The 15,004-nt window shown below is 48.9% G+C and carries 14 protein-coding genes; all 14 read left to right on the top strand.

The annotated features are described in order from the left end of the window. The first annotated feature begins 415 nt into the window (after positions 1-415). The 14 genes from E0496_RS12050 to E0496_RS12115 all read left to right on the top strand — a co-directional run bounded on the left by E0496_RS12050 (position 416) and on the right by E0496_RS12115 (position 15,003). Positions 416-1,465 (top strand): M42 family metallopeptidase, encoded by a 1,050-nt coding sequence (locus E0496_RS12050; RefSeq protein WP_141501948.1) that lies wholly within the window; start codon positions 416-418, stop codon positions 1,463-1,465. Positions 1,466-2,509: 1,044 nt separating this feature from the next. Then, positions 2,510-2,797, top strand: a complete 288-nt coding sequence (locus tag E0496_RS12055; protein WP_141501949.1) for a hypothetical protein — start codon at positions 2,510-2,512, stop codon at positions 2,795-2,797. Positions 2,798-2,958: 161 nt separating this feature from the next. Next, positions 2,959-3,714, top strand: coding sequence for a YveK family protein (locus E0496_RS12060; protein ID WP_141501950.1), 756 nt, complete (start codon positions 2,959-2,961; stop codon positions 3,712-3,714). After that, a complete protein-coding gene (locus E0496_RS12065; protein WP_141501951.1) occupies positions 3,695-4,387 on the top strand; it encodes a CpsD/CapB family tyrosine-protein kinase in 693 nt (230 codons plus the stop codon). Before E0496_RS12060 ends, E0496_RS12065 begins: the two co-directional genes overlap by 20 nt. A gap of 196 nt (positions 4,388-4,583) precedes the next feature. Next, positions 4,584-5,489, top strand: a complete 906-nt coding sequence (gene galU, locus E0496_RS12070) for a UTP--glucose-1-phosphate uridylyltransferase GalU (RefSeq protein WP_141501952.1) — start codon at positions 4,584-4,586, stop codon at positions 5,487-5,489. Next, positions 5,489-6,175: a sugar transferase gene (locus E0496_RS12075; protein ID WP_141501953.1), complete on the top strand. Its 687-nt coding sequence runs from the start codon at positions 5,489-5,491 to the stop codon at positions 6,173-6,175. The genes galU and E0496_RS12075 overlap by 1 nt, the downstream gene beginning before the upstream one ends. 90 nt (positions 6,176-6,265) lie before the next feature. After that, positions 6,266-7,381, top strand: coding sequence for a glycosyltransferase family 4 protein (locus E0496_RS12080; RefSeq protein WP_141501954.1), 1,116 nt, complete (start codon positions 6,266-6,268; stop codon positions 7,379-7,381). Beyond that, positions 7,374-8,795 carry a hypothetical protein gene (locus E0496_RS12085; protein WP_141501955.1) on the top strand — a complete coding sequence of 474 codons (1,422 nt, stop codon included), beginning with the start codon at positions 7,374-7,376 and terminating at the stop codon, positions 8,793-8,795. The genes E0496_RS12080 and E0496_RS12085 overlap by 8 nt, the downstream gene beginning before the upstream one ends. Then, entirely contained in the window at positions 8,792-9,961 is a 1,170-nt protein-coding gene (locus tag E0496_RS12090; protein ID WP_141501956.1) for a glycosyltransferase family 4 protein, read from the top strand. The genes E0496_RS12085 and E0496_RS12090 overlap by 4 nt, the downstream gene beginning before the upstream one ends. Continuing rightward, on the top strand, positions 9,962-11,113 hold the full coding sequence (locus E0496_RS12095) for a glycosyltransferase (protein ID WP_141501957.1): 1,152 nt from the start codon (positions 9,962-9,964) through the stop codon (positions 11,111-11,113). Further along, complete coding sequence (locus E0496_RS12100) at positions 11,088-11,660, top strand: DapH/DapD/GlmU-related protein (protein ID WP_141501958.1); 573 nt, start codon at positions 11,088-11,090, stop codon at positions 11,658-11,660. Before E0496_RS12095 ends, E0496_RS12100 begins: the two co-directional genes overlap by 26 nt. 46 nt (positions 11,661-11,706) lie before the next feature. Further along, positions 11,707-12,738, top strand: coding sequence for a glycosyltransferase family 4 protein (locus E0496_RS12105; RefSeq protein WP_141501959.1), 1,032 nt, complete (start codon positions 11,707-11,709; stop codon positions 12,736-12,738). Beyond that, on the top strand, positions 12,739-13,641 hold the full coding sequence (locus tag E0496_RS12110) for a glycosyltransferase (RefSeq protein WP_241674745.1): 903 nt from the start codon (positions 12,739-12,741) through the stop codon (positions 13,639-13,641). 9 nt (positions 13,642-13,650) lie between these two features. Continuing rightward, positions 13,651-15,003: a lipopolysaccharide biosynthesis protein gene (locus E0496_RS12115; protein WP_141501960.1), complete on the top strand. Its 1,353-nt coding sequence runs from the start codon at positions 13,651-13,653 to the stop codon at positions 15,001-15,003. The last annotated feature ends 1 nt before the right edge of the window (position 15,004 follow it).

Below are 15,004 nucleotides of genomic sequence, written 5' to 3' on the forward strand. Positions count from 1 at the left end.
TTGTCTCCCCATGAGTATCGTCGAGCTGCGTAATGAAATAATCCCCCAGTTCTCTGTACTTGAACTGAGGGATAGGCCTAACCGTTTTTTTGTTTTTTTCACTGTCTACTTGACAGGGAGCACTTCATGGTAACTGTTTAAGTTCAAGGAATTGGTTACTGGAAAGCTATCCTGCACGGATGCATTAACTTTACGCTTTTTAGACCCTGTGAGGAAGCTATCCTGCATGAATGCAATAGAATGCCCTTCAAATACCTCTAAATAGATATTAATGGATTGCTATGTTGTATGGATTGCAGGATAGGCGGCGAAATATTCGATAAAGAGCGTTTATCCTGCTTTAGTGCAATATAGATAGTTATGCTTAATACTTAAGCCATAGTAAGCTATTCCGTAAATAGAGGAGATTTTAACTATGACGTCACCGCTTGCACCGCAGTTAGACCGCAGCTACATAGCTAGCCAGCTTGAGGCTTTGCTGAACATACCGAGCCCGAGCGGCTACTGCATGGATATAATGAAATACCTCGATTCGGAGATCAGCAGGCTTGGCTATACGCTTGAGACCACGCCAAAAGGAAATGGCATAGTCACGATACCTGGAGAACTGCCGGATCATGTCATAGGGTTGTCTGCTCATCTCGATACGCTCGGAGCGATGGTGCGCTCGATTAAATCAAATGGCATGCTGCGTTTTACGCCGATCGGCGGGTATGCCATGCATACGGTAGAGGGAGAGTATGCTGTCATTCATACGCGTGACGGCAAGAAGTATGAGGGTACCGTACTTTCGACGAAAGCCTCCGTGCATGTTCACGCGGATGCGAGGGATTGGAAGCGCGAGGAAGCCAATATGGAGATTCGCATCGACGAACTGGTGAAAACCAAAGAGGATACCGAGAAGCTGGGCATTTCCGTCGGCGATATCATATCGTGGGAGCCGCGAACCCGTATTTTTACAAACGGCTGGGTAAAATCACGTCATTTGGATGATAAAGCAAGCGTAGCTGCTTTGCTTGGCTTGTTGGAATGGTTAAAGCGTGAAGGAAGAACACCTATCCATACGATCAAGCTCATCTTCTCTACCTATGAGGAGGTTGGACATGGCAGCTCGCATATCCCAGCGGATATAACGGAGCTCATTGCCGTCGATATGGGGGCGCTTGGAGATGATCTATCCGCGACGGAGCAGGACGTATCGATATGCGCCAAGGATTCGAGCGGACCCTATGATTATCAGATGACAACGAGACTGATTGAACTCGCCAAGCGCGAGAAGCTGGCTTATGCAGTCGATATCTATCCGTTTTATGGCTCTGATGCGACAGCAGCGCTAAGAGGCGGAAGCAATATTCGAGCTGCCCTGATCGGGCCGGGAGTACACGCCTCCCATGGCATGGAGCGGACTCATCTGGACGCTGTTGTTCATACGGCGGTTTTGCTGTTGGCTTACATTATGGAATAAAGTTGTTTTGGAAGTTAAGATTTTGAAGTTTGAAACGTGGAATTTAGAGTTTGATGCCTGAAGCTTTGAGCAACACGAAACGTGAGCTGCAAATGAGCAGCGTATCCTGAGGAAACTTCCTAAAGAAACCCCCTGCGCAACCGATACCCTACTCGGTCGCACAGGGGCTTTTTGCTATATAAGCTTAAGGAGAATTAATATTTTATCGACTTACTACGGTATGATTTCGAGTTCGCTGATGAGAGCGAACAGCAGCGACTTTCCCTTATTCGTCAAAATAAGCTGTTCTTAGGACGTTTGGAGAGGTGCTGCGCCTAGTCATTTAGGGATAACATGGCATGTAATGTTAGTCCATTTTCAGGGCTTTTGGAGCTTTATATTTATCCCGATTCATGGGTTGAAATCCTGACCGTCGTCGTGGGGAACTTGCCCAAAGAACAAAAATTTGTTGCCCGAATCGTTTGAATGTCCGCTTTTAGGCCGACTTCAACGCTTTTTTTTCATTAGAATCCGTTTATTTTTCTTATTTTATTGTAAAGATAACGCTCTCATAGGTGAAAATGTACAGCTAAAAGGGCTTCGCGAAATATGTCGAACAGGAAAAATGTCCTGCTTAGGTAGGATGCTGGTCAATAGTCCCTTCTTTTGATCTGATAATATCGTATTTTTTGCCAAAATTAACGTGGAAAACGATTGTCCAATTTGACAAAAACCTAGGATTTTAAAGGGAAAAAAGCGAATTTTGCTTTCGGGTTTATGAGTCTATAGTGGGATTCTCTCAGAAAATTCATAAAGCGCTTCCAATTGTCAGAATTATTAAATTCTGCAGTAAAAAAATGCTAATTTATATCCCACTATTCGCATCAATTAGGAATCCGTACTTATGAAAACGGTCCTGAAAATGAGTAGGAATGTCTAATCCACACCATGTCTTTATTCCCTCAAGAATTATGATTGATTGTGTCATACTAGAGTGCAACGAGAGAGTAAGATGGTTCCAGGATTCAAAGTGAAAACTCAAGCTGATGAATGGAGGTTTCAAAGATGAACATTTCAAATCAGGAGCAGAAGCGAATCAGGCTGAAGCAATTTTTGAAAATACTATCCGAGGATCCTTCTCTATTACAGCAAACCGGCCAAACTGAAACACGATCGCTGCCTGAGCTCCTTATGGCGAACGGTTACCGGTATTGCAATGAGCCCGTTGATATGGCCGAGTTAATGTCTCAAGTGCTTGGCAAGCTGGGCTTGACCCCCTGTTCCGCGCAAATGATGGAGTTTATCATGAATGGCGGAACCGTGGATGATTTTATGAACACAGCCAAATCATAGGTTCCGTCCTTGTAACTGGAATGCTTGCAAAAGGATATTCCTAACCATAATCCATGTCCAAAAGGTCGCGTTTTGAATAATTAATAATTTTTAATATTCAATTAGAACAACTTTTGCAGCCTGCAAGGACGGATGACATTACAAGTAACGGAGGAAATCATTTGGAATTAAAACAGTATTGGCTCATCGTAAAAAGAAGGCTATTGATGATTGTTCTATTAATTACCGTCAGCTGTCTAACCATAGGCATTTACTCCAGCTACTTCATCAAACCACAGTATGAAGCATCCGCGAAATTAATCGTCAACCAATATAAGGACAGCAGCTCACTGCTGCCAAGTATCGATGTTGGGGCGATCAACTCCACGATCGGACTAATTAAAACCTATAAAGAGATTCTGCGAACGCCACGAATGATGAAGAAGGTCGTTAAGCAATATCCGGACCTAGGCGTCACCTACAGCGAGCTAATCGGAAAAGTAAGTGTAAGCTCCGTAAATGAAACGCAGGTCATGTCCATCTCGGTAAAAGATGATTCGTATGAGCAAGCGGCGCTGATTGCCAATGCGATTGCGATTGTTTTTCAAAAATCGGTTCCAGATCTGATGAAGGTGGATAACGTCTCTGTCCTCGATCAGGCCGATCCGAAGGAAAGCCATGGACCAGTAGCGCCGAATGCCAAAATGAACATCGCTGTAACCTTCATGCTTGCTTTGATGGTAGGTGTAGGGATTTCCTTCCTGCTTGATTACTTGGATGATACCGTGAAGACAGAGGAAGACATCGAAGCGCTGCTAGAGGTGCCGGTACTGACGTCGATTCCCAAGTTTGAGGAACGCGACTCTATGGAGCGAAGCAGCAATGCTCCATTAACGAAGCTAGCTGGGAGGGAACAAAATGTCTCGCTTGATTCCTAAATGGAACCTGATTACGGAGCTGAATCCGAAATCGCCGATATCCGAAGGCTACCGCATGCTGCGGACCAATATCGAGTTCTCTACGATCAATCAGAAGCTGCAAATCATAATGGTTACCTCGTCCAAGCCAAGCGAGGGCAAGAGCACGACATGCGCGAATATGGCAGTCGCGTTTGCTCAGGCCAACAAAAAGGTACTGCTCATCGATGCGGATTTGCGCAAGCCGTCGCAGCATCATATTTTCGGCAAATCGAATCGGAGCGGGTTAACGACAGCCTTATTAAACCAATTGGAACTGCGGGATATTATCCAGTTCACGAATACGGAGAATCTCTCGATTATTCAAGCCGGACCGACACCGCCTAATCCATCCGAGCTGCTCTCCTCTGATCCGATGGCGCTGCTTCTGAAGCGTGCGCGAGAACAGTTCGATGTCATCATCGTAGATACTCCGCCGATCATGTCGGTGACCGATGCTCAGATTGTTGCCACACAGAGTGACGGGGTCGTGCTCGTTATTGATTCGGGCAAGGTGAAGAAGGATGTCGTACTGAAGGCAAAAGCATCGCTGGATCATGTGAAAGCAAGGCTTATCGGCGTTGTACTGAACAAAATCAATCGAAATCATTCAGATATCTATTCTTACTATTACGGAGAGAAAAACGACGCTTAGGCGCCTTGCTTCTTACCGCTGAAAGCATCGGATAGATTAGGTAATGTCTCCTGCACCTCTATCACCGGAGGCACTCGGTCATGCTGTGGGTCAGCCGACCTTAGACGTTAATCGTCAAGGGTGTGACGTGAGGAGGGGTTAGATGCCCCTTATAAAAATAGATACAACCAAAATATATAGGATAGGGTGAAGTCAGATGAAAACAGTGAGAAAAGCCATTATCCCCGCCGCTGGACTCGGTACACGGTTTTTGCCAGCAACGAAAGCGATGCCCAAAGAGATGCTTCCAATCGTCGACAAGCCTACTATTCAATACATTGTGGAGGAAGCGATTGAATCGGGCGTTGAGGATATCATCGTCGTAACAGGAAAAGGGAAGCGGGCGATTGAGGATCATTTCGATATCGCGTTTGAGCTGGAACACATTTTAGAGGAAAAAGGCAAGCTCGACATTTTGGAAAAAGTAAGAAAGTCATCCAATGTCAATCTTCATTATATCAGGCAAAAAGAAGCCAAAGGGCTTGGCCACGCGGTATGGTGCGCCAGAAACTTTATCGGCGATGAGCCGTTTGCCGTATTGCTTGGCGATGACATTGTCGAAGCGGAGGTTCCTTGCACTCGGCAATTGATCGAGCAATATGAGAAAACCGGCCGTTCCGTCATTGGCGTTCAGACGGTTGGCGTAGATCAGACGCATCGGTACGGAATCGTAGATCCGGGGCAGCGGCTGGACAATCTGTATGAAGTAAATCGCTTCGTAGAGAAGCCGCCGCAAGGTCAGGCGCCTTCCAATCTGGCCATTATGGGCAGATACGTGCTGACGCCGGAAATCTTCGAATATTTGGGCCGGCATGAGCGCGGCGCGGGTGGAGAAATACAGCTAACGGATGCGATTCAGAAGCTCAACGTCGATCAAGGCGTTTATGCATTTGATTTCCAAGGCGTCCGTTACGATGTCGGCGAGCAGCTTGGTTTTATTATGACGACGCTTGATTTTGCGCTTCGCAACAATGAGCTTAAGCATAAGCTGATGTCCGAGCTGGAAGAACTAATGGAGCGCGAGCTTGCCAAACGGCTATTGATTGGAAGAGGTGAGAGATAATGACGCCTCCACAATATCAGGATGAAGCGGTAATTGGCGTATCGGATTATTATTCGACACGCGGCGAGCGTAAAGAGCTCAGCATGTATTCCATTATGAAGCGCACGATTGATATTACGGGCTCGCTGTTTGGTTTGTTCCTGCTCAGCCCGTTGTTTGTTGTCATCGCCATTCTCATTAAGTGGGAGGACCCGAAAGGATCTGTTTTCTTCTACCAGACGAGGATCGGCAAGGACGAGAAGCCGTTTCGGATGTACAAGTTTCGCTCCATGCTTACGGGAGCGGAAGACAAACTGAAGGAGCTGCTCGATAAGAACGAGATCAGCGGCGCGATGTTCAAGATGAAGGATGATCCGCGCATTACAAAGATCGGCAAGCTGATCCGCAAGACGAGCATCGATGAGCTGCCGCAGCTGCTGAACGTGCTGAGGGGCGAAATGTCGCTGGTCGGCCCAAGGCCACCGCTTCAACGGGAAGTAGCCGAGTATACGGAGTACGACAAGCAGCGCTTGTCGGTTACGCCGGGCTGCACGGGTTTATGGCAAGTGAGCGGCCGAAACAATCTTTGCTTCAAACAAATGGTTGAGCTGGACATCACCTATATCGAGAAGAGATGCATCTGGTTCGATATCAAAATCATGTTCCGGACGGTCAAAGCGCTCGCCGGCTCACAAGACGCATTTTAAGAGCTTACGAAGTCAGTTTTGCTCCGTAAAACTAAGCTCATGCTTACGAAGTCAGTTTTGCTCCGCAAAACTTTAGGAGTTGATAAAAAAATGGCAAGAGTCCTGCATATTTCGGAATTTACCAAGGGCGGCATCGAAACCCATCTGAACGAAGTGCTGAGCTATCAATCGGGCAGACATGATATTTATCTTATGGCTTCCGAGCAGAACTCTCGTCCGGATACGCTGCAAATTAGCGGGGAGCGCCTTCAGCTTTATCCTTACAAGAGGAAGCTGGCCTATTTCATCAAGGCAATCAAAGCGATTCAGCGCAAGGTGAACGAGCTTCAACCGGATATCGTTCATGTCCACGGCACGTTCGCAGGAGTTTTCCTGCGGACGTTGTTTTTTTTCAAGAGCCGCCGCCCTGTCGTCATCTATAATGCGCATGGTTGGGCGTTCCTGATGGATACGAAGCCGTGGAAGCAGCGCGCTTTTGCCCTCGTGGAGAAGGTACTTGCGGTGCGCACCGATTACATCATCAATATCTCGCAGCATGAATACGACATGGCGATGCATTATGGGCTTCCGGCCAAAAAGTCAGGCGTCGTCTATAACGGCGTATCCGATACGCTGCCCTCCAGCGGCGCTCCCTTTGCTACTGAGCTAGGCAAAATCAATTTGCTGTACGTCGGGCGTTTTGACCGTCAGAAGGGATTTGATCTGCTGCTTGAAGTATTCAATGAGCATAAGTTCGAAAACGTTCAATTGTACCTGGTCGGTGATACGGTGCTTGAGGAGGTCAGCTACGACTTTCCGGAAAACACGGTAAAGATCGGCTGGGTCGACAACTCTGAGATTGACCGTTACATGAGAGCCTGCGATGCGGTCATTATTCCGTCGCGCTGGGAAGGCTTCGGCATTGTCGCCATAGAGGCGCTGCGCAACAAGAAGCCGGTCATTGCGAGCAACCGCGGCGCACTGCCGGAAATTATCCAGCATGGCTTGAACGGTTACATTTTCGATTTTGAGAAGAAGCAGGAATTGGCCGATATTATCAAGCGGTTGGACAAGCCTAAGCTTGAGGAGATGGGACAGGCCGGACTTGCTATTTTTCAGGAGAAGTTCCACTCGAACCATATGAACAGCCAAATCGAGCGGCTATATGAGGAAGCCCTCCAGAAGAGGAGCGATTCTTATTCGGCAGCAATCAAAAAATATGTCTAGCCTCGCAGGGCTGGAAGCCATGAACCTAAACCAGCCGATCCGTCCGATTACCTGGGCTGCAGCTGGGAGAAAAGCGAAGACCGCGGACAAGGAGCAAATTTTTCTAGCCTTGTATCTCAGCTTGCTGCTGATCTTGACCATGTATCAGGATTTCCCGCTGGTCAACATGATCGGAGAGATCGGGCGCACGCCGATTATCCTGATGCTGCCTGTATTCGTTTTTTGTGAAATCGCGCTGCTGGCCAAGCATAAACGGGTCATGCATGGTTCGATGCTGCAAAAGTATATTTTCGGTTTCATTCTTTATTTGAGCCTGGTTACGATTTTTTATTTGCTCGTACAATTTCTGCAAGGAAGCTATAGCTTCGGTTCAGAGAGCCTGCTTGGCAAAGGCATCAAGGTATTGATTTATTTTATGCTGATCCTGCTCTACATCCGGCATATGCAGCTGGTGTTCGCTAGTATCAAAAGCTTTAAAGTGCTGTACGGCTGCTTTCTGGCCGTAATCACGCTGCTGCTTGCTATCATGATTCTTGAGCTGGCGAGCATGCCAAACGCCTTTACCTATTTGCATTCGGGGAGCCACCCCTACTGGCGCGTAAGGATGCTTACCTCGGAGAGCAGTACGACGGGCTCGATCGTCGTTGTTTATTCTGCGATCCTCGTTTATTTAACCAAATATTTGAACGGCTTTGCTAGGACGCTGACGATCGCATATGCATCCGGGTTCTTCTTGTTTTATTTGTTCATTACCGGCTCCAAAGGCTTTATGATCATCTGCTTGCTGACGCTGGTCGTAACGATGATCAAATTTCTTGATTTCCGCAAGAAGAAAAACTTTATATTGCTTATTTCCGTCGTTCTGGCCATGTACATGTTCATCACCAATTTTTCAGCAGGGCTGGTCAGCTCGTTCAGCAATGACATCGAAAACTACACATCTTCTTATACGCGAATGGGTACGATCATTATTTCGCTGATTACCGTCTTCCACAATCCGCTAGGGGTTGGCACGGGAGCCTATCTCATGTATTTCGATAAATATGTGAATGACTCGATCAGCATGATGTCGCATTTCTATTACAACGTATTTGGCATCAGCCAAATTAACGCGGGGGAGCTGTTGCAATATTCGGGCTCGGATAAAAACCTGGGCGTCAAATCGGGCTTTTTCCAGTGGGTGATGTTCGGCGGGCTGGTTGCCGTTGCGTTCTTCTACCTGATGGCTAAGAACCTAATTATCAAGGTGAAATCCAGCTCTATTTTATTTCTGGCATTAATCTTTATCTTGTTTTCTATGCTTCTTGTTTCTTTGGAGATTAAATACGAGGTTTGGCTGTTGTTTGCCTTCATTAGTCTCTTTCTTGGCAAGAACGAAATGAACCAATCCAATAGGTCGGGGGTAACCAAATGAGAATGCTAGTCGTATGCAGTGATTTCCCGTATCCCGCCGATCATGGCGGAAGAGTCGACACCTGGGGCCGCATCAAGGTGCTGGCTGAGCTCGGCTGGAAGCTGCATTTACTTGTTTGCGGGAAGCAGCAGCCTTCTAGAGAAGAAATGGACGCCGTGTATGAATACGTAGAGGTAATCACGCTCTGCGACAGGCGGAGCAAACTGGCGGATCTGATTCACGCTGCACCGATGCAGGTTCGCTCTCGCAGCAGCTTGCAAAATGTCGAGCTGGCTGGCGACTATGATTACGTGCTGCTTGAAGGTGATTATGTGTATCCGGTCTTGCAAAATCCGAAGATCAAGCATGACACGGTCATCCTGCGGGTGCACAACGATGAAGCGGTCTATTTCAAGGCGCTGGCGCGCAGCACCAAGAACGTTGCCCACAAAATGTACTATCACATGGAGAGCAGCAAATTTGCGGCGCTGCAGAAAAAGATGCTGGAGAAGGTCGACAAGTATCTATTCATCTCCAGCAAGGAGTTCGAAACCTTTCGGAAGCAGAATCCGACCGCCAAAAGCTTGTTCTTGCCTCCGCCGGTGACGAAGGGAACCTTCGAGGCTAGCGATTTCCAGAGCAAGCATGTCGTGTTTATTGGCTCGCTGTTTATGCCTAATAACCGAGAGGCGATTCAGTGGTATCTCGCGCATATTCATCCGCTGATGCTGAAGGAGCCGGGCTACAAGTTCATCGTGGCCGGCAACAGCAGGAAGCAGAGCCTCAGCTGGATGGATGCCTATGATTTGACCAATGTCATCGTGCATGATACGCCGAAGACGCTGGATGATATCTACAAGAGCGGTTATCTGTTTGTGAACCCGATGCAGAACGGAGCGGGCGTCAAGCTGAAGACGATCGAAGCGATCCAGAACGGCTTGCCGGTCATTTCGACCTCGATTGGTTACGAGGGGACGGGGCTTGTGGACAATCAGCATATTATGGTTGCTGACCGGCCGGAGCAATTTCACGGAAAAATCAAGCAGCTGTTCGATAACCCGCAAACGGCGAAGGCGCTGCTCGAAGCGTCGCAAAGCTTCCTGCGCACCCATTACAACCATAAAGAGGTGCTGCGCGAATATATGCAATCCTTGAATGCCAGCTACCCAGTAAAGCAGGTGCTCTAGATGACCAATCGGAAAATTAACGTTTTGTTTGTCACCCATGCGGACAAGAAAGGCGGCGCGGAGCAAAGTCTCATCCATCTGATCAATTATTTGGACAAGACGAAATATCGGGTCTTCTTGCTTAGTCCCGGCGATGCCGCCTATTTGGATGAGATCCGTGCGGACTACACCCATTTCCCGCTGCAGCTTCAGAGCATTAAGAAGAAGTTTGGGCTTGGCTATATACAGACGGTAATGAAGATCAAATCGTTTGTTCGCAAAAACAAGATCGATATCGTCCATGCCAATGGCTGGCGGGCGCCATGGTATACCGCGCCGCTAAAGCTGCTCGCGAGGAGCAAGCTGATTTGGCATCATCGTGATTTTACGCATTTGCGTATGTTCAACCAGGTGCTGCCGCGGTTTTTTGACCAGGTGATCTGTATCTCGCATTTTGTGGCGAATTCGATTCAGGGCAGCAATAAAACGATTATTTATAACGGAGTCGATCCGGAGCTGGCGCTGACAGCGAAGAGCCGCGCTTTTATGGAGGACGGGACGCTGGTCATCGGCACCTTCGGCCGCATTGTGGAGTGGAAGAGATATGATCTCATGATCGAGGCCGTGAAGAAGCTGGCCGACAGCAACCGGATGAACTGGAAGCTGCTTATTGTGGGAGACGCCTCGGTAGACGGCTCGGACGACTATTACAATACGATGATCGAGAACGTGCTCTCTTACGGGCTTGAGCATCATGTGATGTTCTACGGCTACAGCAAGAAGCCGCTCGACGTTATGAAGGAATGCGACTTGACGATTAACTTCTCGCTGAACGAGCCCTTCGGCCGGGTGATCATCGAATCGATGCTCGTCCAAACGCCTGTAATTGTCGCGAATTCCGGCGGGGCACCCGAAATTATTCACGAGACGAGAGGCGGCTTTATCGTCAAGGACGGCGATGTCGAGGAGCTTTACCAGACGATTCAGCGCGTATACGACAATCAAGTGAATTATGAAGAATTGTCGAGCCGCGGGTATGAGAGCGTCATGAAGGATTTTAACATGAGCACGATTGCGAGGAAGGTGGAGAACACCTACCGGATGCTGCTCACACCAAGCTTAAAGGCGGAAGCAGCGGGAGGCAAAGATGAGTACCTCATACAGTCAGATTAGCTTCGGCAAGGTACTTGCCGTCTTGAAGGGTGCCGCCGTGCTACCGATCAAGACGAGTGCGGTTGGGCGGCTTGGCCGCATATCAGGCAAGCTCTCGGTAAGCAACAAGGGGCGGTTCTATGTAGGCAGAAACGTTTCGTTTCATGCGAAGCCGCTGCCCTCATCCATTTCGGTCGAGAAGCAGGCGGAACTGTGGGTAGGCGATAACGTATTTTTTAATTATGGCCTCGACATCGGCTGCACGACTTCGATCCGAATCGGAAGCAATACGATCATCGGGCCAATGGTCAATATTATCGACACGAATTTTCATCCGGTCGATATGGATGACCGCTCGCAGGGCAAACGCATCGTGATCTCCGATAATGTCTGGATCGGGCGCGGAGCCGTCATTTTGCCAGGCGTAACGATTGGCGCCAATTCGGTCATTGCGGCAGGCAGCGTCGTGACGCGGGATATTCCGGCCAACGTGCTGGCGGGCGGAACGCCTGCCAAGATGATTCGCGAGCTGCGAGTCGCGGAGGAATGGATTCGCAGATACAACTAATGGGTCAAGCAGCAATGATTCTGGCAAGGCTAGGGAGCGTAGGGCGATGAAAGTATGGATGTGGCCAAAATCAAGCGAATTGAATTTTTACAATGATTTGCTCACGAATTCGCTGAGCGGCGCAGGAATAGAGGTAAAGGATTTAAAGCATGGCAAGCTGCTGCTGCAGGTCGGCGGGGCGAGAGCGGGAGACATCGTCCATATTCACTGGATGCATCACGCTTATCAGAACAGCAATCTGCTGGTGTTTATCGTGAAGTCGTTCCTGTTTATCATGACGATGCTGTATTTGAAAGTACGACGCGTGCAGCTAGTATGGACGATTCATAATCTTTACCCGCATCAGGTGAAATATAAACGGCTGGAGCGCTTCATGCGGACCGTTATTTGCAAGTTTTGCAGCAAGCTGCTCGTTGCTTCGGAATCGATCAAGCGCAAGGTTATCGCTGAGTTTGACGTTCCGGCTAGCAAGCTGTTTGTCGTCAAGCACGGTCATTACCTTGGGGTATATAAATCCAAAGGGGTCGATTGCAGAAAGGCCTATGGGATAGACGCGGATGCAGATATTTATTTGTTTCTCGGAGCGATTAAAGCTTACAAGGGCGTTGAGGATTTGATCGAGGCTTTTAATGCCATGAAGACAAAGCAGTCCTATTTGATCATTGCGGGCAAGGCGGATAAGCAGATGGAGGCTTATTTAAAGCGAGTCGAGGATAAGGAAAATATTATTCTAGATCTTCGTTTTATACCAAATGAGGATGTGGCCGATCTCATCAACGCGGTTGATGTAATGGTTATGCCGTATAAGGAAATTACAACCTCGGGCTCGGCGATACTTGGCCTCTCGTTTAGAAAGCTAATCGTCATGCCGGACAATGAATTTATCGACGAATATTTCAAGGAGGACATGGTCGTACGGTACAACCCGAACGATTATAACGGCCTTGAGAACGCGATGAAATCGGCGTTGAACGTGAAGCGGGAGCAAAGGACGCCTCCGTATGAAGAGGTGCTGAAGGAACTCGAATGGAGCGCGATTGCGCAGAAGATCAAAAACGTTTACCAAGGATGGGGATGAATGATGAAGGTATCGGTAGCCATCTGCACCCATAACCGGGCCAAGGATACGGGAGAAGCAATAGAGAGCGTACTCGCGCAAGACTTTGCGCAGAATCAAATCGAAATCGTCGTCATCGACAACCGGTCGACGGATAATACCGCCGACGTCGTTGGCGCCCAAGTGACGCTTCACGGCTCAAGGGTGCGTTATATTTTGGAGAACAAGCTGGGCTTATCCGTAGCGAGAAACCGGGCGATCCGGGAGGCAAAGGGCGAATTCATCCTGTTTCTGGACGATGATGCGCTCGCTTCCCATCAATGGGTGAAGCAAATCGTGGAAGTCTTCGAGAGCGATCCAGCCATCGGCTGTGTAGGAGGAAGAATCGATCCAATCTGGGAAGCCGCCGAGCCGGATTGGATTCCCGAGGAGCACCGCTCGGTGTTCACCATTCTTGATTATTCGGATGTGGTGAAGGAAATGCCGGCGCCTGCGATTCCTTATGGGGCGAACGTGGCCTTCCGGGCAAGCGTCTTTAAGCGCTATAAGCCTTTCCGCGAGGATCTCGGCCGGGTGGGAACGAACCTGCTGTCGAGCGAGGAGAGCGAGCTGATCGCAAGGATTAGGGAGAGCTATAAGGTGTATTATACTCCGTTTGCTCCGGTTCAGCATAAGATCGCCAAGGAACGGACGACCAAGAAATGGTTTTTGAAACGGATCTTTTGGCAGGGCGTCAGCGACGCGGTCAAGCGGCAGGATCGAAGCCTATTTGCTATCGTGAAGCATGTTATTCGGATGGTACAGGCGATTGGAACGTCGCTGCTGACGATTTTTAATTTCAAGCGATTTATTCGCCAGGTTGTGAAAATATGTTACCGCAACGGATCGCTGGTCGGCATCCTGCGTTATAACGGTAGGGGTTGACGGACAGCTATGGCACAGCTCGCTATTCATAAAGCGTGGAGGGGCAACGGCCTCGTTCAAACGATTATGCGCACGAGCGCAACGAATCTTCTTGTCATGGTCATCAGCACGCTGACCTCGATCGTCACGGCTCGTATGTTCGGCGTCGTCGGAAAAGGCGAGTTTTCGGCAATTTTATTTTGGCCGACGCTGCTTGCGGGGCTTGTCGGGTTTGGCCTGCCGACCTCGCTTATCTACAACATGAAGCAGAACAAGGGCAGCGGCAGCGATTTTGTGAGAGCGGGCTTTCTTTTTCAAATTCCGGTCAGCATCATCGTTGGCGTCGTTTCTTGGACGTGGCTGCCGGTCTGGCTGGGCAATTACCCGCCGGATATCGTTCAAATCGCCAGATGGTACACGGTGCTGATGCTGCCGATTTTGCTTGCCATTAATTTAATTTCGGCCCTTGCGCAGAGCACGGGCCGATTTGGCGTATACAATGGCGTGCGCTTATGCGTTCCCTTATGCAACCTGCTCGGGCTGATGGGACTCTGGGCGGTAGGCGATTTAAGCCTGCATAATGCCTCCCTCGTTTTCCTTGTCACCAGCGTGCTCGTCATTGGCTGGTCCTTATACAGCATAAGGGATGCGCTTCGCATGAACTGGCTGATGGGACTCGGCAACAAGGTAGCGGCCAAAGCGCTGTTCGGCTACGGCAGCAAAGTGTTTGGAGTGGAGCTGCTGGGCACGCTGTATTCGCAGTTCGATAAAATCATTATTTTATCCATGCTTACCGCAAGAGAGCTGGGGTTATATACAGTCGTTTACGCGTTATCCCGCGTCTTCAACGTCGTGCAGATGGCGATAACGAATGTCGTTTTTCCGAAGGTTACCGGCATGGAGAAGTCAGCGATTATCGCCACGGTGGGCCGGGCTTTCCGGTTATCGATGCTGCTGATGACGATCGTCGTTATTCCGAGCATGTTCATCGGGCGGTTCCTGATGGGCATTCTATTCGGAGCGCCGTTCCTTGAAGCAAGCGGAGCTTTCTACTTGCTGTCGATTGAATGCATTCTCGGCGGCGGCTCTTGGATTCTCGCTTCGTCGTTTAACGCGATGGGAAGGCCGGGACTGGTGCTGATGCGTCAGCTTATTGCGTTGGCCGCCACGATTGGTTTGTTTTTCATCTTCACGCCGCTGTATGGACTGAACGGAATCGCGCTTGCTTTATTGATAGGCGCAGTCATCCGATTGGTCGTAACGATGGCGTCTATGCGGATTATTTTCCACGTGAGTCTGAAGGGCATGCTGTTTGATAAAAATGATTTCCGGTTTCTGATTGAACGCTTGAAAGCCAAAAAACAACGTAAAGGAGCGCGCTGAT

The sequence above is a fragment of the Paenibacillus luteus genome, from assembly GCF_006542765.1.
In the GTDB taxonomy this organism is placed as follows: Bacteria; Bacillota; Bacilli; order Paenibacillales; family Paenibacillaceae; genus Pristimantibacillus; species Pristimantibacillus luteus.